Below are 20,263 nucleotides of genomic sequence, written 5' to 3'. Positions count from 1 at the left end.
TTGGTAAGTAAGCAATATTCCTCATAAATAATCTGATATTTTTGCTTCGCAACCAACGGATTCTCTTAGTTTTGCGGGTAAGCTGTCGGTCCCAATTTTCTGTAAATTTAACTTGTTACGCTCTATGCGCATTCGTACTCTTGGCCTATCAGCCGTTTTGTTTTTGGTGCTGCTTTGCTCGTCCTGCGGCCCCAGTATATACTTGGCGCAGGACTTTCGCACCTACGCTCCCAACCACAAAGTAGTCGCCATCCTGCCGGCTAGCGTTAGCATTGGTATGCGGCCTAGCCAGGCCCGTAATACCAGTGCCGAGCAGCTACGCAGCATGCAGCAGCAAAGCGCCCTCGATTTTCAGTCGCGCATCTACGCCTGGCTGCTGCGCCGCCAGCAGCAACAGCATTACACTGTTGATTTTCAAGATGTTGCGCTTACAAATTCTCTGCTGCGCAAAGCCAGCCTGACCGACGAGGACATGCGTACGCTCTCGCCCCACGAGCTAGCCCAGATGCTGGGCGTTGATGCCGTACTCACAACCAGCGTAACCACAACCAAGCCCATGAGCGACGGTGCCGCCGTGGCAGTAGCCGTGCTGGTGGGGGCCTGGGGTGCCACCAACCAGGCCAATATTACGGTCAATATCCACGATGGCCCTGCCGGCAAGCTACTGTGGAAATACGATTTTGTGGCGGCCGGCTCGATAGGCAGCTCGCCCGAGAGCATGGTAAATGCGCTCATGCGCAATGCCTCGAAAAAATTTCCCTATACGCCCGCAAAATCCTAGTTTTCTTCTTCGTAACTGCCAGCTGTTCGGGCCGCTTCCTACTGGGGAGCGGCCCGAATTTTTGGGTTAAATTCAACTTTTGCGGGCTAAATAAGTACAAGGTACTTAGCTAAATAACTACCTTTTATTTTGTTGCGCCATGCGTTTACCCGCTCACTACTTGCCCGCCGGGCTGCTGCTGCTGGCCGCCTGCACCGGTGGCACCGGCACCGAAAAATCGACTGGCGTAGCCACGCCGCCGCCCGTGGCAACATCCGAAAGCGCCCGGCAGCTTGTGTCGGTGGCCACCTCCGATACCATCTGGAACGGGGTGGCGGTGGCCGATGACGACCGGGTTTTTGTGCTTTTCCCGCACAACGAGGGCAACCCCGGCACTCGCATCGGGGAGTTGAAGGCTGGCAAGGTGACGCCCTACCCCAACCGCGCCTGGAACAACTGGAAAAAGGAGGGCGACCTCGCCAAGCAGGCTTTTGTGCGGGCCAACTCGCTGCGTTTCGGTCCCGATGGCCTGCTGTGGATAGTGGACACGGGCACGCCCAAGAGCGATGCCCCGCCCATTGCCGATGGCCCCAAGCTGCTGGCCTTCGATATCACTAAAAACCAGCTGGTGAAGACGATAGCGCTCGATAAGTACGTGAAGCGCAAAAGCTTCGTGGACGACCTGCGCTTTCACGGCGACCAGATTTACGTGACCGATGCCGGCGCGCCGGGCCTCATCGTGCTCAACCAGAAAACCGGCCAGGGCCGCCGCCTGCTCGACGATGATAGCACCACCACCGTGCGCCGCCCCATGCTGGGCGAGGGCAAAAAGATGGTGAAGCCCGACTGCAGCGACGTGCAGCTGCACGCCGACCAGATGGAGGTGTCGCCTGATGGCAACTACTACTATTTCCAGACTGCCGCCGGGCCCATGTACCGCGTAGAAACCCAGTACCTGGATGACCCCAAAATCAGCTCGGCCGACTTGGCCAAGAAAGTGACCTACTTCTTTAACTCGCCCACGTGCGGCGGCACCACCATCGACGCCGCCGGCAACCTTTACGTGACCGATGCCAACGAAAAGCGCATTCTGAAAGTGACGCCCGCCGGCCAAAGCAGCGTGCTGGTGCAAGACCCGCGCCTCATCTGGGCCGATGCGCTGTGGATAGACCACGCCGGTAACCTCTGGATTCCGGTGCCCCAGATGAACCGCACGGCTGGCCAGCAGAAGGGCGTGGAAACGGTGGAATTCCCCGTGCATTTATTTAAAATGCCGATTGGCGCCAAGCCATTTCGGGATTGAAGTAAGTGCCGATAAGCCGTTTGTCCTTGCGAGCGCAACGCAGTGGAGCGCGGCAATCTTTCCTTCACGTTGGGGTTACTAACCTGACGAAAAGGAAAGATTGCCGCGCTCCACTGCGTTGCGCTCGCAAGGACAGACGATTAGGCTGGTTTACTCAGCCGCAGCATCACCACGTCGTGGCTCGGTACTGCGGCGCGGAAGGGCTTGGCGGTGGTGCCCTGGTCGCGGCCGGTCCACAGGTTGCGGATTTTGTAGCGGGTGCGGTCGGCGGCCAGGTCGCGCTTGGCCACGTCGTCGTGAATGGGCTGGGTTTGCCAGTTGAAGGTGACGGGCCGGGTGGTTTTGCCCCGGTTGAGAAAGCAAATGGCCCAGTCGCCGCCGGCCAGGGGCTTCACCCAGGTTTCGACGCTGTCTTTAGCCGACAGGCGAAAGCCCTGAATGCCCAGCGGGTCCTGGTCGATGGCCACCACGGCTTTATTGGTTAATACGCTCAGGGTCTGCGGGTTCATTTGGCGCAGGTCGTTGCCCGCGATGAGCGGGGCGGCCAGCATGCACCACATCGCAAAGTGAGCGCGGTCTTCGCTGGGCGTGAGCTTGCCGTTGCCGATTTCCATCATGTCGGGGTCGTTCCAGTGGCCGGGGCCGGCGTACTGGCGCAGGCCTTCCTGCTGGTCGATGATGCGCAGCACGCCAAACGACTTGGATTCGCCGCCGTTGTCGTGCACGCAGTCCCAGCAGTTGTATATGTCGCCGGTGGTGCGCCAGAGGTGGCCCACATTGTTGGCCCACAGCCAGGGCTTGGCCGTGCCCCACTCGCACATGCTGAACACCACCGGGTGGCCGGCGCGGGCCAGCGCGTCGCGCATGGTGGTGTAGGCACCCTCGGCCTTGAGGCCCTCGGTAGCGCACCAGTCGTACTTGAGGTAGTCGACGCCCCACTGCGCGTAGGTGGTGGCATCCTGGTACTCGTGGCCGCGGCTGCCGGGGCGGCCGCCGCAGGTTTTGTTGCCCGCATCGGAGTAAATGCCAAATTTCAGGCCCTTGCTGTGCACGTAGTCCACGAGGGCCTTCATGCCGGCCGGGAAGCGCTGCTTGTCGGGCTGAATGAAGCCCAGCGTATCGCGCCGGCCGTGCCAGCAGTCGTCAATCACGATGTACTCGTAGCCGGCGGCCTTCATGCCGTTGCTGGCCATGACATCGGCCACCTGCCGGATTTTCTGCTCATCTACGTCGCAGGCAAACTTGTTCCAGCTGTTCCAGCCCATGGGCGGGGTTTGGGCGAGCTGGGTGTATTTCTGGGCCTGGGCACTGGCTGCGCCCAGCAGTGAGAGCACGAGGAGGGTAGCAGATTTTTGAGGAAGTTTATGAAAAAAATTCATTATTTTTTGCTTGAAAAAAACCAAGAAAAAATAGACATTAAGTGCCTCGTACCAGGCGTTAATGCCAATTTTTTGCCGAGAAATTGCATTTATCAGATTCTAAAGAGATTTATACTCTGAAAATACGGCCTTCGCCAGTATTGCCCCGTTGGACGCGGGACTTTGGTGCCCCGCCTACCCTGACTAGTCGGGGCCTGGCGGCCGCAATCCGAACGCCCAAACGGCTTCGTACGGAGCTATAGGTATTGGTGCCCGCATCGATGCTTCTGCTCTCTCACTCTTCGCCTATGTTCTGCAATCACTACTCTACCCTTGCTATGCAGGTCTCCTACCGGGTCGACCTCAACCAGATAGCCGGCCGCTGGCTTCGTTCCGTAACGGAGGCCGAGCTGCACGCCGGCTACGCCGCCATGCGCCAGGCCGCGCTGCACTACGGCTGCGGCCAGTGGCTGGTCGATTCGCGCCGCCGCGTCAACCTCATTCTCAACAGCTGCGACTGGGTCACCAACGAGTTTTTGCCCCAGGTGCAGCAAGAGCTGGCGCAGCCACTACGCGTGTGCTTCCTGGTGCTGCCTGACTATTTCGACAGCTTGCCCGATAGCCAGCAGCTCACCCTCACCAACGGCCCGGTGCAGTTTGCGCGCCACCTGGACGAGGGTACCGGCAATGCCTGGCTAGCCGCCGCCCAGGCGGTATGGCATTGATTACCAGGGCTTACGTACGGCAGCTTTCTCGCCGAATTACGCGGAGGTAAAAAGAGGTTCGCAGAGCTCTCTTGCCGAACTCAGCGAACCTCCGCGTTTTACCCCTGCGTAACTCAGCGGGAACTCTACTTCGCACAAATTCATGCGTAAGTTATTGATTTGCAAACTATTGCAGTTACAACTAGGCTGCTGCCCGGCCGCACGAGCTACCCTAATCCGCCACTAGCTTTTGGCCCTGAATAGCAGCCGCCATCAGCTCCGGAAAGCGGGCCGGGGTGCAGGCAAAGCTCGGGATGCCCAGCGCCGCCAGCTGCTCGGCCACGCCCCGGTCGAAGCTCGGCGAGCCCTCGTCAGATAGTGCCAGCAGCACAATGAAGTTGACGCCGCTGGCCTTAAGGGCGGCGGCGCGCTTTATCATTTCCCGCTCGTTGCCGCCCTCGTAGAGGTCAGTCACGAGCACCAGAATAGTGTCGGTGGGCCGGGTAATGAGCTGCTGGCAGTAGCTGAGCGCCAGGTTGATGTCGGTGCCCCCGCCCAGCTGCACGCCGAAAAGCAGGTCCACCGGGTCGGTGAGGTTTTCGCTCAGGTTCACCACGGCGGTATCAAACACGACCATGTGCGTTTTCACCGCTTTCAGCGACGCCAGCACCGCCCCAAACACGCCCGCGTACACCACGGAGGCGGCCATCGAGCCGCTCTGGTCGAGGCAGAGTACAATTTCCTTGAGCGCCTGGCCGCGCCGGCCGTGGCCCACCAGCCGCTCGGGAATGACGCTGCGGTAGGCGGGCTGGTAGTGCTTGAGGTTGGCCCGGATGGTGGCGCCCCAGTCGATTTCGTGGTAGCGGGGGCGGGGGTTGCGCACGGCCCGGCTGAGGGCGCCCTGCACGGCTTGGCGCAGGGGCTGGGCTAGCTTCTGCTCTAGCTCGCGCACCACTTTGGCCACTACTTCGCGGGCGGTGGCCTTGGCCTTGGCGGGCATCACGCGGCCCAGCGAGAGCAGTAGGCCCACGAGGTGCACGTCGGCCTGCACGGTGCGCAGTATCTCGGGCTCCAGCAGCAACTGATTGAGGCCCAGGCGGTCCATGGCATCCTGCTGCATAATGGCCACCACCTCGGTGGGGAAATACTGGCGGATGTCGCCCAGCCAGCGGCTCACGCGCGGGGCCGAGCCGCCGAGGCCGCCCTTGCGCTCGTCATCATAGAGGGCGGTGAGCACCTGGTCGAGCGGGCCGTAGTCGGGCGGCATGGCTACGGCATTGTCGGCGTCGGCGGCGCTGCCAAGCACAAGTTTCCAGCGGGGTGCGGTAGGGTTCATGAGCAAGGAGTTAAGCAAAAAAATCGTCGGGGTCGGTTTGGCTGAAGTACTTTTTGAGCTTGCCCAAATCGCTGAAATGCGGCAGCACCAGGGCCATAAAATCGCGCGCGGCGGCCGGACTATCAGCATATACCAGAAAGGTGTCGCGGTCTTCGGCAAACTCCAGGTTCTCCAATAGCTCGGGTTGAAACTCTTCGATAATCGTTTCGATGTGTTCGCGCCACGAGGGGCCGTCGCCGCCGAAGCCGTACTCCTCAAACAGCTTGTAGTAGTCGTCGAGGCCACTCACGTCGGCCATAATCAAGAACTGGCGGGCCGGGTCGGCGGGGGCTTTGGCGGCGGCTATTTTAAAGGGAAACGTGGACGTCATAGTGGGGGAAGGTAGCGGTTTTAGTAGCCACCGAAAAAATAGCGACTGCTTAGCAGCCCAGCAGGTATTTTTCTAACAATACTGTGTGGGCCGCCTGCTGGTACCAATCGTTGTACACCAGCTCTACGCTGGCTATTTCAAACGAGCCGAAATCCTGCGCTTGATACTTGCTTACTTTTTCGAGCAGCGCTGCCGGATTAGCCAGGGGCTTCCTAAAGCGAATCACCGTAGAATGAGCCGTTTGCAAGCGGTAGCGCTGGTCGATGGAATGCGGCAGGTCCGCGTGCTGAAAAAACTCCCGAATGGTTTGGCGCAAACTAGCCAGGGCATCGCCCTGCGGAAAACCTTGTACCATAATGCCGCCCGGCGAGGCCGTAAGCCCGGCGTAGCGGATAGTAAAAGGCTGCGCAGCCTGAAGCATGCCGCGCAGTGCCCGTCGGTATTTCTCGGGGTTGATAACCTGTAGGCTAAAGCCTGGGTAGCAAGAGATTATAGAGAGAATGGTAAGGTGGATATCGGTAGCCGGGTAGTAGTATTGTTCGGGTTCCGCTTGCTGAAAATCGGCCAGCATGGCTTCGAGCCGAGCCGTGACTGCTGCCGGCGGCCGCGCCAGTAGCGTGAGGCCGCGGCGCGTATCGTGGGGCGCGCCCAGTAACTCATCCACTTGTACTTCGCCGCGCGCAAACTGGCGCAGGGCTACTTGGCGCATTGCCGCGTACTGCGCTGGTAGATTCATAGGGTGAGAATAGTATCGGGTGATTAAGCCAGCGCCGGTGCGCCCAGCAGCGTGCGCAGCACGGGTAGCACCCGCGCCCCGCGGGCCCAGTCAAAATCCAGCTCCGCGGCGGCGGGCGTGGCGGCGGCCGGTCCGGTGCCGGCCAGCTCCATAATCTGGCGGCGCTCGGGGCGCGAAAATTCGGCAAAGGCCCGGCGCAGCAGCGGCACCACCTCGCGAAAGGTATCCTCGCTCAGCGCGCCCAGCCAGGTATCGAGCAGCGCAAACAGCTCGGGGTGGTGAATGAGCACGAGGCCTGAGCCGCGTAGGAAGCCTTCCAGCCAGGCGGTGGCGTAGGCGGTGGGCTGGGCGGGGGCCAGCGCTAGGCCCAGGGCGGTGGCCGTGGCGTCGGCGTCGGCCTGCTGGGCATCGAAGCGCAGGCGGGCAGCGGCCCCGGCCAGCAGGCCGTTGCTGGCCGCGTTGCGCCCCACGGCGGCCAGGGCGGCGTACCAATCGGCCTCGTGGCCAGCATCTTGCAGCAGCCGGATGGCGGCGTGGGTGGCTTCTATTTTCTCCAGCAGGGGGCGGGCGGCGTCGAGGTCGAGGCCGGTGCAGGCGGCGGGCAGGCCAATGCAGAGGCGCGGCACCAGCTGCTGCACCACCTGGGCCACCTGCTGGGTGTCGGTGCGGCGCACGTTGCCGTAGCGCAGCACCTGGGCCAGCGGGGGCAGGGCGGCCAGCAGGTGGGTTACGTCGCGGGTGGTGGCGCCCAGGCTTTCGAGGCGGGCCACCAGCGCGGGCATGGCCGGGCCGAGGTCGGCGCGCAGGGCTTCGTCAAGTAGCTGGCTGACAGCCTCCAGGGTGGTGCTTTCGGCGGCGCGGGCGGTGGCGCGGGCGGCGGCGGCGGCCAGCACAGTGTTGCCCCAGCGGCCGGCGTCCAGCACGGCCAGGGCCATTTCGGGCGGCCATTCCAGCTCCCAGTCTTCGTGGAAGGTGCCGGCTTTGGTACCCGCCACGCGCTGGGGCTGGCCCCAGTTGATGGCCACGAGGCGCAGCCGGTGCAGCAGGTGGCTGCGCTGCAGGTGGCCGTCCTGGCGTAGGTCGAGGGCCAGGGGCTTGCGGCCCGGCTCGGGCTTGAGGCGCAGGGCTTTTTGCTGCTGAGCCAGGTCTTGCTGCAAGGGCGTGGCGGGCTGGCCGGGCGGTACCTCGCCCAGCTTTTCACCAATAACTAATTGCTGCTGAATAACTTGCAAGCCTTCGGCGTAGCCGCCGCCCAGCAGCGCCACGGCGGCCTCCTGCAATTCGCCGATGCCCGGCAGCGGCAGCCCGCGCACGGCGGCCAGCGTGTGGGCCAGCCGCACGGCCTCAATGGCGTGGGCCGACGAGGCATCGAGGTCCTGGTCGCGCAGCAAGCGGGCGGCGCGCACCATCCACTGCGTAACCACGGTAGCGCGGGGGTGCGCAAACAGCAGCTCGTACCAGGCCGGCGAGAGCACGCCCGCCCCGTAGCCCGAGCTAAACGACAGGCGCTCATAGGTCCACGGAATCCAAGTGGCTTCCACGGGCGCTTTTTTCAGGCCTTTAAGGCGGGCTTTGTCTTCCTTTTTCTGGAAGTCAGGATGAACAAGCACCGGCGCGTGCCAGGCCCCGCACACCACGGCCACGCGCTGGTAGCCCTGGGTGAGGGTGGCGCGCAGGGTTTCGCGCATGTAGGCCTCGCGCAGCAGGGTTTCGTCGCTTTCGGGGCGGGCCAGCTCGGTACGCAGGGCCGTCATCATATCCAGCACCACCGCAAAGGTGTCGGCGTGGCCGGGGGCCTGCTCCAGGTGGGTTTCCCACCACTGCTCGGAATCGGAGTAGCCCGCCAGGCGGGCGATGTAGGCCACGGGGTCGGCTTCGATAAGGTCTTCTTCCTTAATAAGTTCGATAGGCGGCACGTCAGTTGGTTTGCTTGTGGGCGCAAAGACAGCAGCAGCGTCTTCTCCGGCGGCTTCAGCGGCGGGTGGAGCTACCAAAGTTGTACCGGGAGCATCCGCAACAGGCGCGGGCATACCGGCTGGGGAAGCGGCAGCTTCCGCATTATCCAGCCCAAAGCGCAGCGCCATTGGCAGGTCGAAACAGCGCACGTGGGCCTCATTTTTAAAACACCACTGCACGGCCTGCCACTCGGGCGAGAACTCGGCAAACGGCAGAAACGACGCCTGGCCCTGCTGCTTGGGATTATACAAGAGCAGCGCCACCGGCGGCACCAGCGCGGCGTCGCGCAGGGTGGCCAGGGCAGCTTCGCCATCGGCGGGGCATTCGAGCAGCACGATGTCGGGCCGAAAGGCATCGAGCGCGGCTACGAGGCTGGCGGCGCTGCCGGGGCCGTGGTGGCGAATGCCAAAGAGGCGGAGGTCGGGGGTAGGCATGAGGAAAGGCAGCGTAGCAGGTGTTAGTTCTTTAGTAGAAAGCTGAGCGCCAGCCGAAGGCGGTGCAGTACCGAGCCGCTGGCGCGCAAGGGTATCTCGGCGGCCGGGGCCAGGGCTGAGGCGTGCCGCCACGGCTGGGCCTGCCAGTGGGGTAGCGTTTGGCAAATTGTTTCCGCAAATTCCGGAGTGAGGTACTTGATTCTGGCTGGCGTATAGTCCTGGGCGTAGTGCTCCCGGATTTTAGCGATAACGGCCGGCACGTAGCAAACTTTCGCCCGCAAATTTTCCACCAGTTTCACGTCAATCACCAGCGTAATCATCCGCTTCGAACTGCGGTGCAGGCCTACCACCACAATACGCTCGCACATCCCCGCGTACCAGTCGATGATGTAGACCTTGGCGCCGGGCGCAAAGTGTCTGGTGCCCCGGCGGGTTTCGGCCCCTCCCGGGCCATAGGGCCGCTCGCGCAGGATATTGCCCACGGCCGTCCAGTAAGATTCGGGAGCTGTTGCCTGAATGTCGGAATCTGTAGCGTCCATGACTAACTAGTTAGGCTACTGAATCAAGCTTTAAATAGTTTGCTAAGCGAATAGCAATAATTCTTCTTACTTCCGTGTCGTCGGCCAGCAACAGGCCATTGCTTAGCTCTTCAACGGAAATATTCTCGGCAGCGTGAACTAGCGCCCATTCTACTTCATACGCTGAAGTATCCGGCGGGGGTCCCAAATTGATGAGTGCAAGTACGTGTGAGGATTCCAGAGGCGTTGTAAGCTGCTGAAGCAACTCGTCAAATTCCTTGAGCGGAAAGGTATCAATGGCGGGCGTATCGTCAGCAGGCAGCGGCCCCATTTTCTGTAGGCGGGCAATTATTTCTGCGTTGTCCATTGCGGAGTAGAATCGTAGTAAATAGGTCGCCGTATCTCAGAAGTAGGCGAGGCATCGGGGGAAATTAGGCTATTTAAACATCCGCGCTTGCGGCCGGCCGTCAAGTCCGGTTTTGCACCCGCCAGGCTGTAACGGCCACTACGGCGGGCTCGATATCGGCCAACTGGTAGAAGAAGCCCGTGCCATTGAAGCAGTATGCACTCCACAATGAAATAGCGGCCGTCGGCGAGTGCCGTATCCAGTACAAATACGTCGTGCGGCTGGTAGGCGGCGCAGCAATCGGCCACGAAAGCCAGTAGCCCGGCCAGTACGTCGGTGGCCGAAATCTGGGGTTCGCCCCGCCACTGGTAGCGCGTGGAGGTTACCACCTGGCCGCCCATCAGCACGTGCCGCCACTCTTTCTCGATGGCCCGGGGCGCGGCAAACACCAGCTGCGCCAGCTGCTGGTGCCAGGCTTGCAGCTGCGCGAAGCTAAGAGCCTGGCCCGCAAAGGTTTTAGTATCGTCAGTGGGCCGCACAAACCACTGGTTGGCCGCCGGGCGCGGCCGGGCTGCGGAGCTGCCCAGCGTTTCGATGTGCGGGGAGCGGAGAGGAAACAGACACGGCAGAAAAGCTAGCGGCCAACAGATAAAGCGGCTATTATAAGATAATGATTAGTAATACAATGAGTGAAAAAATCAGGTATCAGCAATGCCCCCGATTTCGACCAATTCATTGGCCACAAACTTGGCTTCCAGGCCGTGCTCGGGGTCGAGGTCGTAGTGAATGATAAGCCGGACGGTCTGCTCGTCCGACACGCGCAGGTAGCCAACGTCTTGCAGATAGGCGGCGTGCTGGGCGGCGGTGGTGAGCAGCAGTGCCGGCTCGCCCGACTGCACAGGGTCGTCGTAAAAGTGGGCGTAGAGCTGCTGGTATTGCGCAAAGGCCCGCTCCTGCAACGCCGCGATAAGCGCGGGCGCGTGGGCCATAAAGCATTGAAAAGTAGCGGCGTAGGCATCCAGCTGCGCCGGGGTCGGGGCATATTCTTCGTCCTCTTCAACTAGTTCTTCGCCCAGAAAAACCTCGATTGGCTGCTCAAAGCCCGGCAATGCCACGGGCTGCTCAGCCGACAAGCCGGCCCAGTCTTCGGCCACGTGACCCCAAAAAGGATGATTTATCATAAGTATTTGCAAATCAATTGGTTAGTACTTTACGTCAGCGCTCGGCCTGCGCCCAATTATCCAGGCCGATGCGGGCCTCGGGCATGAGAAATTCCTCGTCGTCGTCCAGCGCGCCTTCGTCCAGGGTGTAGCGGCCCTGGGCTAGGTCGTCGGCAAAGGTGGCAAGCAGCTCGGCTACCGAGCTGGCCACCGGGAAGGCAAGCTCTTCTACCTCATGCAGATACAGCACCTGGCCGTAGGTGCCGGCCGCGGTGGGGTCGAGGTCCACGAGCAGCCAGCCGTGCGCGCCGTCGAAGCTTAGGCGCAGCCAATAAGGGTTTTGCAGCGCGCTGGCCCGCACCCGCCGCAGGGGTGAAGTGCGCTGCTGCTGAGCCTGATACATATACCCAGCCAGCACCTCGGCCAGCGGCAGCAGGCTCATACCATACCAGAGGCTGCCGCAGTTATCGGCTTCCTCGCGCAGGCCATTGTGGCGGCGGTAAAGGACCTGGTAATCAGCGGGCAGGGGCCGGCCCACGGCGGTGGCCAGCGCCGTGAGCTCGGCCTCGGCCGCGCCGGGGTTTAGCGACTCATGGAGGATGCGCGGGGCGTGGGTGGCCAGCCAGCGCTCAATTTTGTGCCAGGGCTCGGGGACCATAGGAGGGGAAGCAGACGCCGGTTGAGCAGAGTGGGTTTTTGCTCTCTAAGCACGTTTTAAGGGTAGGCAATGATACTAAAGCTGACGCCGCCAGCGTGCAGAGTAAGCCTCGGCTTGCCAGTAAAACACCGTAAACTGCTAGCTGGCAAGCCCATGTGAAGTAGCCGGTGCCGCTGCTGGTAAGCTAAAGCGTGCCCTACGTGCCGCAGTTCTAGTAGTCGGAGTCCTCGCGCCGGCTCACGGCCGCGCCCACGTGCTTTTCGATGGCCGTGGCCAGGGTAGCCAGTATGCTGGAGCCGTAAGCATCAGTTAGTTGCAAGTCGCCTATGTGCAGTAGCACGCCCCCGGTGCCCCGGGCCGGGCGCAGGGTAAGCAGGTCGGTTGGTGGCCCCGCTGGCGTGAGCAGCACGGTGTCCCAGCGCGTCGAAACGGCCCACTGCGTGCCCCCCGGCACGGGCCACAGGGCCACGCCGTGGTCGGTGAGCTGGGCACTGACTGCGGCCGGAGTGTCCAGCAAACCTTCGCGGTACAAGGCGCGCTGCGCCTGCCGCAGCAAGGGATGGTGGGCGGCAGCGTAGGGGTCGGCCCGGCTTAGGTCGGGGTGAAAATAGGGCCCCTGGGGCTGCACAGTAGTAAACGGCACCAGCTTGCTACCCGCGCCAATCCGGGCGGCCAGCGCGGCCGACTGCGCCCGCGCGGCGGCTTGAGCGGGCTGGGCGGCCGCCCATTCATCCTGCCAATCGAGGTAGAGGCCGGCCGCGCTCAGGGCCCCAGCTTCCTTGCGCAACCCGCCAAATACCGAAAGCGAAAGGAGCACCGTCGGCCGTTGCCAGGTGGCCCAGTGCACCACGTCGCTGCTGGTGCCGGGCCCGGCCGCGCTGCCCGCGGTGCTGGGCGGCCCCAGCAGCTGCGTGAGGGGCACCAGCCAATAAGCGGGGTCGATGACGTAGGGGCCACGGTGGGGCGGCGGGGCCAGGGTATAGCTGGCTTGCAACACGGGCTTGCGGCGGCCGGGGGCCCGCAGGCTGCACTCGGTGGTGGGGAGCCCGTAGGCCGATGGGCACCGGCAGCGCAGCGTGGGCCAGCCGCCGTAGGTGGGCAGGCGCTGGGCCGTGGGCAGGGCGGCTTTCGCTGCCTCCAGGGTCAGGCCCCAGGGCAGGGCCTGGTCGGCGTACACAAAAACCTGGTCGTCGAAGGAAGGCATGGCGGCTTAACTAACGCAGATGATTGGCTTTAGGAAACAGTCTGTTGAGTTGCCTTCCACGCGACCTAAGCTAGCTAGCCGGCGGCAAATGCTAGCGGAAAGCTGGCGGGCGACGCGGGCTCTAAATCGAGCACTTCGTCGTTCGTGAGCTCATCAGTGCCCTTGGTAGTGGCTTCGTAGGCGGCAACCACGGCCGCGAGCCAGGCGGTGAGCGTAGGAAAAAGTACCGTGCGCGCTTCCCCATCGTGCCAGTGCTCGATGAGCTGGCCGGGCTGGCTCGTGAAGGTGCCTTCCGGGTCGAGGCAGAGGTGGTCGCCGCTGCCGTTGGTGAGAAAGGGCAGCCAGGTGGGCCGCCACCAGTTGGGCACAAAATCGCCGTCCGCCAGCAGCTCCCGGTTGATGCGCATGGTGTCAGCCATGTCGGCCAGTGAGGGAAAGCAGTAAAGCCCCACCAGGCTATCGAAAAGCCGGGCCGGCTGCCCGTCGTGCCAGCCCAGCCACTGGCGCAGCTCGGGCGGCAGCGGCACCTCAAACTCGGTTTCGAAGGCCGCCAGGGCCGCCGCCGAAACTGGCGGATTCAGCGCCGCGTGGTAGGTGGGCCGGTGCTGGCGCAGCAGCGCATCGAGGCGAGCGAGGAGGGCGTCAAAAGTTGACATGGCGAAGTGTTGCTTAATTTACTGATTGACAATTAATTGTGGTAAATACGCCCTGGCGTTCGTAAGGCTGGCCTCCCGCCCAATAGCGGCGCACTAATGGCCCGCGGGGGTTGGCTGCTGCCGGGCTGCGACGTAGTTTTAAGCCCCGTTTGTAGTTCTATTTAGTGAATAGCCGCCGTTCTATGGCACCCGACCAGTTTTCCACCGACTTTCTAGAAGTAGCCCACCGCCCTGACCTCGGCCACCTCACCGGCCGTTGGCTGCGCTCGGTGTCGGAAGCCGAGTTGCACGCCGGCTACACCGCCCTGCGCCAAGCGGCGCTGCACCATGGCTGCGGCCACTGGCTCATCGACTCGCGCCGCCGCACCAACCGCAGCCTCAACGGCCCCGAGTGGGTCACGACGCAGTTTTTGCCTGAGGTGCAGCGGGCGCTGGGTGGCCCGCTGCGTGTGTGCTTCTTGGTGCTGCCCGACTACTTGGCCGGCCTGCCCGCCTCGATTGAGTCTCCCGCGCCCGGCAGCCTCGTGCAGTTTGCCCGGTTTGTGGACGAGGGCGCGGCTAATGCGTGGCTGGCGACGGGGTAGGAGCTTGGGTAAACTACTTTAGAATTTGATTTGCTAAATCAAAGCAATGGTAAGGAGAATAGATAGTTCCGCCTTTTCTCATCAATCGTAAGTTAAGGTGTTTGATGGCTTGTCTTACAATTAGCTCATCTCGCAAGCATTTCTGCATTTCGTATAAACTAGTGAAATCCAATGTGAGTTGGTCTGTTCCCGCCGCACGATAATTTCTGTTATAAATCTCTAAGGAAGGGTATTTCTTGCGAATAGTACGGATATAATTATCGTTCAAAAGTGAGCTAGATGCAACAAAAAAGCCAAATTCCTTTTTTGACTTTTTTTCTTCACCTACAACGAATACATCCATAGCATTGACGTTTAAGCAAAAATACCTCTTATATCTGTTGTTTGTAGCTGGCAAACAACTTAATGACCAGAAAGATAGCTGCGTGATAGTAGGCTTTGGTAGAGCGAATTCAGTATAAATTTTCAATAAATCTTGCGTTTGCTCATAAGTTACTAACTGTGTCAGAGTGATGAATTTCTGTCTATACTTAAGTTTGAATTTTTCTGCTATCGTTTGGTATAAAAGATTAGCAGAAAATATTTCAGATGTAGTATCTTGTAGCCAAATATTCTGTTCTTCTTTTGATATGATAAAATCTAAGTCGGCTTCGCCAATTACATTACTGACAAAGGTTTTATTAGTTAGTAATAATCCATAGTTCTCACCTTCGCGAATAAGTCTTTGCTCAACAGAATCAAGCTGAGATTTTTCGACCTCCTGAAACCAGTAAGAGATGATATCTGAGTAAGTTTTTCGGTGTTGGCTAAACCTTCTAACAGCGTCTATTGCTTGACCGATATAAAATGTTTGATTAGAAAAGCCAAGTAGGTAGATACCGCACCGGGGCTTAGACTTAGGAAATAAATCAGAAATTGAAAAGCGTCCTTCAACATTGAATCCGCTATCGAACTGAAAGCCGAGTTGGTTAATACTGTCTGCATGCATTTTACAAGATATTTTACGCCACCACCTCCCTGCACGCCCGGTACAAATCCTTCCAGCCCTCGCGCTCCTTCACCACGGTTTCGAGGTATTCGAGCCACACGATGCGGTCGGCGGCGGGGTCTTTGATGATGGCCCCGGTGAGGCCGGCGGCTAGGTCGGCGGCGCGCAGGGTGCCGTCGCCGAAGTAGGCGGCCAGGGCCTGGCCGGCGTTCATCACCGAAATGGCCTCGCCGGTGCTGAGGGTGCCGCTGGGGCTTTTGAGCTTGGTTTTGCCGTTGTCGGTGATGCCCTGGCGCAGCTCGCGGAAGATGGTGACGAGGCGGCTGATTTGCTCCAGGGCCGGGGCCTCGGCGGGCAGCTGCAGGGTGCGGCCCTGCTTCTCCACGCGGGTTTGCACAATGGTGACTTCCTCGGCCAGGGTGGCGGGCAGGGGCAGCACCACGGCGTTGAAGCGGCGGCGCAGGGCGCTGCTCAGCTCGTTCACGCCGCGGTCGCGGTCGTTGGCGGTGGCAATCACGTTGAAGCCCTGGGTGGCCTGAATCTCGGTGCTCAGCTCCGGAATCGGTAACACCTTCTCCGAGAGCATGGTAAGCAGCGTGTCCTGCACGTCGGACGGGATGCGGGTGAGCTCCTCGATGCGCACGAGCTGGCCCTCCTGCATGCCGCGGTAGAGGGGGCTGGGCACCAGGGCGGCCAGCGAGGGGCCCTCGGCCAGCAGGCGGGCGTAGTTCCAGGAGTAGCGCAGGCTGTCTTCGGCGGTGCCGGCGGTGCCCTGCACCAGCAGGCTGGTGTGGCCGCTCACGGCGGCGGTGAGGTGCTCGCTCACCCAGCTTTTGGCGGTGCCGGGCACGCCTAGCAGCAGCAGGGCGCGGTCGGTGGCCAGGGTAGCCACCGCTATTTCCATGAGCCGCCGCTGGCCGATGTACTTGGGCTCGATTTCGAAGCCATTGTCGAGCTTGCCGCCCATGAGGTACTTAACCACGGCCCAGGGCGAAAGCTGCCAGTTGGGCGGCTTGGGGCGGTCGTCGGCAGCTTTAAGGGCGGCCAGCTCTTCGGCATAAACGTCTTCGGCGTGGGGGCGGAGCAGCATTTCAGTGAGCAATTAGTAGTGAGTAATGAGCAATTTTCGGGTTGTTTTTTGACTGTCATGCTGAGCGAAGCGCAGCGTAGTCGAAGTATCTCTACCGCTTCATTGAACGGCATTGCAACGATGCGGTAGAGATGCTTCGACTACGCTGCGCTTCGCTCAGCATGACGTTCTTTTTCGTGAGCACAAAGTAGATAGCCCTCATTCAAGCAGCGACGCTTCCAGTTCGGTTTGGAAGCACAGTAGCTCGATGAAGCTGTCGATAGAAGACCGAAAGTATTCGTGGGGCTGCGTAATGGCTTCTACCCGCCGGATGGCCTCGGGCATATCGGCCGGGGCGAGCCGGGGGGCCACCGTTTGCACCAGCAGCCAGGAAAACTCCTGGAACGGCACGGGCTGGTTTTTGGCCTCCTCCGGCACGGCAGTGTTCGTCATCTTGTCGGCCATAGCCCTGATAACGGCCAGGCTGAACGCGCGCGGCCAAGGCGTGGGCACGTACTGGAGGCTGTCGGCCCAGCCGGGTTGCTGGCGGCGCATGCGCTCCAGAATAGGGGCTAGCAGCAAGGCCTGGCGGTCGGCAGCTGGCACCAGGTAGGCCAAGGACGTCCAACTGATGTTGCGCAAATGGTGCTGCTGGTGCCGGTTGGGCAGCTGCTGTGGCAGGTCAGGCAATTGCTGTTGCAGGAGCATAAAGGCGGCGGCAAACTCGGCGTCGCGGTGCAGCACCGTGCTCTGGGCCCAGCACGGCAGCAGCGGCACGGCCCACTCCGAGGCCAGGGCGGCGGCCAGCAGCTCGGCGGGCGTGACGCCCAGGTGGGTGGCCCAGCGGTGCGGAGGCAGCAGCGCCAGTAGGTTGCCGAGGCGGGCGGCGGCAGGTCCCACCGTCTTGCCAGCGCTGGGGTCGAAGGAATTGAATACAAAGTAGTTGTTTTGCTCCTCAATGCCATCGGCCAGCCACGACTTATCCCAGGCCGTGGGTAAGGTAATGTCCAACACCACTTTACCCAGGCCCAGTAGCTTGCGCTTAGCCGTGATGAGCGGGGCAGCGCGGGCCCACAGCCGCTCGGTGAGGGCCGCGCCGGGCAGCCGCACCAGTAGCTCGGTGGCCTGGCGGCGTACCTCCTGGCCCCGCGCTTTGAGCAGTTTTTCGAGCACCGGCTCGGCGGTAGGGTCGAGGTGGTTGGCCAGCACGTCGAGCAGGGCGTCCTGCACCTTGGCTGGCTCGGTGGGCAGGGCGGCTAGTAATAGGTCACGAGCCGCCTCGGGCGCCACCGCGAAGTGCTGGCGCAGCCACGCCACGCGCCCAGCTAAGGTGCCGGTTTCCCAGGTGCTCAGGTCGGCCGGGTCGGTGCTGGCGGGGAGTGGGTCGGCAGCTAGCTTGGCCCATTGAGGGTTGCGCGCGGCCAGCCACTGGCCCCGCGTGCCGAGTACCGGCCCCAGCTTATAAGCAATGGAGGCCGAGCGGCTGGCGTGTTGCAGCACCGGCACCAGCAGCGCAACGGGCATGCGGCGGCCAATGGTAGCCATGCGGCGCAAGTAGTTGGGCAGCAGGTCAAGATGGTGCGAGTTTTCCAGCATTTGGTGCAGGCACTCGGTGCCGCGCGCACCCAGCGCGGGCAGCGGGTCGGCGGGGGCGGGCGCCGGCGCGGGCACCGTAGCGGCCGCTGGCCGGTAGCCGGCTTTGCGCACCAGAGCGAGGGCACCGGCGGCCAGCAGTAGCTGCTGCTCGCGCAGGTCGGGCACGGGCAGCGCCGTCCAGGGCGGCAGGGTTTCGGTAGTTTGGCGGGTGCCCAGCAGGGCCAGGCGCAGCAGCTGCGGCCCGGCGGGCGCATTGGCCGCCGACAACACTTCGCTGGTCGCCGCTGGGTCGGGCGTGGCTGGGGTAAGGTGCGCCAGGGTAGCGGCCGCGTCGCCCACCGGCTCCCGCGCATCGGTTATTTGATCGAAGAAGCTGGTTTGCAAGGGGTTGGATGCTAGTTCATCATCATCCGGCACCCAGCTTACCAAGGGGCAAAAGGCCTGGCCGTCCCACTCGCCAAAGAGGGTGAGGGGCTGGCCGCCGCTCAGGGCCAGCCAGCGCCAGGCCAGCTCCTCATCGGCGATGCGTAGGGGCAGCGTGAGGGGCTCGGTGGCGTGGTGCAGCAGCCAGCGGCCGTCGGACAGGGGGTGCAGCTGCACGGGGCCCAGCGCGGCGGGCCACTGGCGCAGCCAGGGCTGGTGGGCCAGGGCGGCGGCGTAGCTATCCAGCAAGTGGCTGATGGTGAGGCCGGGCGGCGTGGCATCGGTGGCGCTGCTTGCCAGGGCCAAGCCCAGCGAAACCGCCCGCAACGGCAGCAGGCCGGGGTAAAAAGCCAGCTCGCCCGCATAAATGCCGTGCGGAATAAGCGGCGTGGCAAACGCCTGGCTGCCAAAGGCAAAATCCAGCACCAGCGCCAAGCGGCCCGAGCGCTGGCCGTAGAGCCAGCTGCGGCGGCCCGTCAGGCGCTCCTCGGCCCAAGGGTACTGGCCCAGCACCAGCCAGGTATCGGCCACTACCAGGGTGGCGGGGTCGGCCAGCAGCTCGTCTTTTTTGGGCATGCTGCCCACTTGCTGCTCCACGTCCTGGCGGGCGGCAGGGGCTAAGGTATTGCGGCTGAGGAAGGTGCGCAGCAGCACGTACACCTCGCCGAGGCGGCCCAGCAGGCGGGCGGCCCAGTCGGGGCCGGCGGTGGGGTAGTCGGCCAGCTCGCGCAGGGCGGCGGCCAGGCCGGGCAGCTGGTTATCGACGAGGCGGCTGGCGGGCACTTCCCAAAAGCTGCCGGGCTTCTGGCTGAGGTCGGCCAGGCCAGCGCGCAGCAGGTCGAGCAGCCAGGTTTCCAGCTCTTCGGCCCCGGCCTGCATGCGCGCCTGGCGCTGGGTGTCGCGCTTCTGGCGGCCGGCATTGGCGGCTGAGGGGCTGGCAACAGCTTCTGAATCAGTCGCTTCTGCGACGATGGCTTTGGCAGGCTTGGCCGCCGCTTTCTCGGCTTGCTCCGCGCCCTTGGTTTGGCGCTTGTCGAGCCAGTCGGCCAGCCAGGCGGGCGGGGGGCCGGGGAGCAGCAGCGCCGGCTGCCGCGATAGCAGCAGCAGCAGCCCAGCCCCGTGCTTGCACGGAAACACCCGGCTTGGGCACGAGCACTTAAAGGCGGGCTCGGTGAGGTCGATGCCGGTGAGGTAGGGCTTGCTGCCGCTGCCGGCGCACTCGCCCCAGGCGGCGGTGTCGGTGCGGCCCAGGTTGCCCCACTTGGCGGGGCCGGCCAGCTCGCGCCCCCGCTGGAGGGTGCCGGGGTCGGTGACGAGGGCCGCGGCCTGGTCTTCGGAAAAGGACAGCATATTTGTAGTGAGCCGTTAGCTTTTAGCTGGTAGCTTTTTTTCGTTGATTAACAGAATATTGCAGAGAAACACTGTTAATTCCGGCCGATTGCTTGGGGGCAACCAGATAGGGCTATTGGCGGCCCAAGTTAGGCCCGGCAACCCATTGGCCTAGCGCCGGCGTCGCCAAAAAAACAGCCCTACGCCCGCCAGCGCCAGGGCTACCACCAGGCCATCGCGCAGGGTGCGGCCCTGCTGGGCATCGCGCAGCTCGGCCTCCAGGTCGAGCTGGTGCTCGCTGGCCTGGTGCAGGCGCTCTTGCAGGTTTTTTTCCTCGTCTTGCAACTCGCTGAGGCGCTGGGCAGTGAGGTTGCGGTCGTCGCGGCCCGTGTTTTGGAGCGTGGAGGTGGTGGTTTGCAGCTGGGCGGCGGTAGTTTGGGCGTGCTGGGTGGTTTGGTTGAGCACGGCCACTATCTGCTCGTCCTTGTCCACAATGCCTTGCAGGGCATCCACCACATCCTGCAAGTCACTCTTGGAGGGCTTGTTGCTGAGGCCCAGCAGGCCATGGCGCTGCGCGTTGGCGGCGGCGTATTGCTGGGTGAGCACCTTGCGCTCGGCTAGCAGGCGAGGCAGGGGCGAGGCGGTCGTGTCCTGGGCCAGGGTGGTGAGGGGCAAGGCGAAAGCCAGGTAGGTGAGTAAGGTGGTCGGTGAAAAAGCAGTCGGCATGGGGCAAAGACTTAGCGCAAAGTTTCGCAAGGTTAAAAGAGGTTTCGCA

The 20,263-nt window shown here is 62.4% G+C and carries 20 protein-coding genes; 4 read left to right on the top strand and 16 right to left on the bottom strand.

Features of this window, described 5'->3' with window-relative positions; all coding sequences use genetic code 11:
• Positions 1-124: 124 nt before the first annotated feature.
• Both ACYVGC_RS18040 and ACYVGC_RS18035 read left to right on the top strand, forming a co-directional pair.
• Positions 125-781 (top strand): hypothetical protein, encoded by a 657-nt coding sequence (locus ACYVGC_RS18040; protein WP_460585243.1) that lies wholly within the window; start codon positions 125-127, stop codon positions 779-781.
• Between the two features lie 139 nt (positions 782-920).
• Positions 921-2,063: an NHL repeat-containing protein gene (locus ACYVGC_RS18035; RefSeq protein WP_460585242.1), complete on the top strand. Its 1,143-nt coding sequence runs from the start codon at positions 921-923 to the stop codon at positions 2,061-2,063.
• 140 nt (positions 2,064-2,203) lie between these two features.
• Here ACYVGC_RS18035 and ACYVGC_RS18030 read toward each other — a convergent pair whose 3' ends face one another.
• Positions 2,204-3,442 carry a glycoside hydrolase family 27 protein gene (locus tag ACYVGC_RS18030; RefSeq protein ID WP_460585241.1) on the bottom strand — a complete coding sequence of 413 codons (1,239 nt, stop codon included), beginning with the start codon at positions 3,440-3,442 and terminating at the stop codon, positions 2,204-2,206.
• A 317-nt stretch (positions 3,443-3,759) separates the two neighbouring features.
• Here ACYVGC_RS18030 and ACYVGC_RS18025 point away from each other — a divergent pair, with 317 nt between their 5' ends.
• Positions 3,760-4,146, top strand: coding sequence for a hypothetical protein (locus ACYVGC_RS18025; protein ID WP_460585240.1), 387 nt, complete (start codon positions 3,760-3,762; stop codon positions 4,144-4,146).
• 211 nt (positions 4,147-4,357) lie between these two features.
• Here the strand turns inward: ACYVGC_RS18025 and ACYVGC_RS18020 are convergent, their stop codons facing one another.
• The 11 genes from ACYVGC_RS18020 to ACYVGC_RS17970 form a co-directional block, all read right to left on the bottom strand.
• Positions 4,358-5,461, bottom strand: coding sequence for a vWA domain-containing protein (locus ACYVGC_RS18020; RefSeq protein ID WP_460585239.1), 1,104 nt, complete (start codon positions 5,459-5,461; stop codon positions 4,358-4,360).
• 10 nt (positions 5,462-5,471) lie between these two features.
• The gene (locus ACYVGC_RS18015) at positions 5,472-5,831 is read right to left on the bottom strand and encodes an Imm51 family immunity protein (RefSeq protein WP_460585238.1); all 360 of its coding nucleotides are present in this window, start codon (positions 5,829-5,831) and stop codon (positions 5,472-5,474) included.
• A 49-nt stretch (positions 5,832-5,880) separates the two neighbouring features.
• Entirely contained in the window at positions 5,881-6,567 is a 687-nt protein-coding gene (locus ACYVGC_RS18010; protein ID WP_460585237.1) for a 2'-5' RNA ligase family protein, read from the bottom strand.
• Positions 6,568-6,590: 23 nt separating this feature from the next.
• Complete coding sequence (locus tag ACYVGC_RS18005; RefSeq protein ID WP_460585236.1) at positions 6,591-8,957, bottom strand: DUF5682 family protein; 2,367 nt, start codon at positions 8,955-8,957, stop codon at positions 6,591-6,593.
• A gap of 23 nt (positions 8,958-8,980) precedes the next feature.
• Entirely contained in the window at positions 8,981-9,496 is a 516-nt protein-coding gene (locus tag ACYVGC_RS18000) for a hypothetical protein (RefSeq protein WP_460585235.1), read from the bottom strand.
• Positions 9,497-9,506: 10 nt separating this feature from the next.
• On the bottom strand, positions 9,507-9,842 hold the full coding sequence (locus ACYVGC_RS17995) for a hypothetical protein (protein WP_460585234.1): 336 nt from the start codon (positions 9,840-9,842) through the stop codon (positions 9,507-9,509).
• On the bottom strand, positions 9,824-10,408 hold the full coding sequence (locus ACYVGC_RS17990; protein ID WP_460585344.1) for an ATP-grasp domain-containing protein: 585 nt from the start codon (positions 10,406-10,408) through the stop codon (positions 9,824-9,826). Before ACYVGC_RS17990 ends, ACYVGC_RS17995 begins: the two co-directional genes overlap by 19 nt.
• 111 nt (positions 10,409-10,519) lie before the next feature.
• The gene (locus ACYVGC_RS17985) at positions 10,520-11,002 is read right to left on the bottom strand and encodes a DUF6985 domain-containing protein (RefSeq protein ID WP_460585233.1); all 483 of its coding nucleotides are present in this window, start codon (positions 11,000-11,002) and stop codon (positions 10,520-10,522) included.
• Between the two features lie 34 nt (positions 11,003-11,036).
• Positions 11,037-11,639: an SMI1/KNR4 family protein gene (locus tag ACYVGC_RS17980; protein ID WP_460585232.1), complete on the bottom strand. Its 603-nt coding sequence runs from the start codon at positions 11,637-11,639 to the stop codon at positions 11,037-11,039.
• Positions 11,640-11,850: 211 nt separating this feature from the next.
• Entirely contained in the window at positions 11,851-12,843 is a 993-nt protein-coding gene (locus ACYVGC_RS17975) for a hypothetical protein (RefSeq protein WP_460585231.1), read from the bottom strand.
• Between the two features lie 74 nt (positions 12,844-12,917).
• A complete protein-coding gene (locus tag ACYVGC_RS17970) occupies positions 12,918-13,499 on the bottom strand; it encodes an SMI1/KNR4 family protein (RefSeq protein ID WP_460585230.1) in 582 nt (193 codons plus the stop codon).
• 182 nt (positions 13,500-13,681) lie between these two features.
• Between ACYVGC_RS17970 and ACYVGC_RS17965 the strand changes: the two genes are divergently transcribed.
• A complete protein-coding gene (locus ACYVGC_RS17965; RefSeq protein ID WP_460585229.1) occupies positions 13,682-14,083 on the top strand; it encodes a hypothetical protein in 402 nt (133 codons plus the stop codon).
• Positions 14,084-14,096: 13 nt separating this feature from the next.
• Here ACYVGC_RS17965 and ACYVGC_RS17960 read toward each other — a convergent pair whose 3' ends face one another.
• The 4 genes from ACYVGC_RS17960 to ACYVGC_RS17945 form a co-directional block, all read right to left on the bottom strand.
• On the bottom strand, positions 14,097-15,071 hold the full coding sequence (locus ACYVGC_RS17960) for a GIY-YIG nuclease family protein (protein WP_460585228.1): 975 nt from the start codon (positions 15,069-15,071) through the stop codon (positions 14,097-14,099).
• Positions 15,072-15,084: 13 nt separating this feature from the next.
• Positions 15,085-16,161, bottom strand: coding sequence for an ATP-binding protein (locus ACYVGC_RS17955; protein ID WP_460585227.1), 1,077 nt, complete (start codon positions 16,159-16,161; stop codon positions 15,085-15,087).
• A gap of 198 nt (positions 16,162-16,359) precedes the next feature.
• Positions 16,360-19,509: a DUF5691 domain-containing protein gene (locus ACYVGC_RS17950; protein WP_460585226.1), complete on the bottom strand. Its 3,150-nt coding sequence runs from the start codon at positions 19,507-19,509 to the stop codon at positions 16,360-16,362.
• A gap of 150 nt (positions 19,510-19,659) precedes the next feature.
• Positions 19,660-20,214: a hypothetical protein gene (locus ACYVGC_RS17945; RefSeq protein WP_460585225.1), complete on the bottom strand. Its 555-nt coding sequence runs from the start codon at positions 20,212-20,214 to the stop codon at positions 19,660-19,662.
• Between the last annotated feature and the right edge of the window lie 49 nt (positions 20,215-20,263).

The sequence above is a fragment of the Hymenobacter arcticus genome, assembly GCF_054779975.1.
The sequence above is the reverse complement of the archived record's forward strand: the minus strand, read 5'-3'. Positions and strand labels throughout refer to the sequence as shown.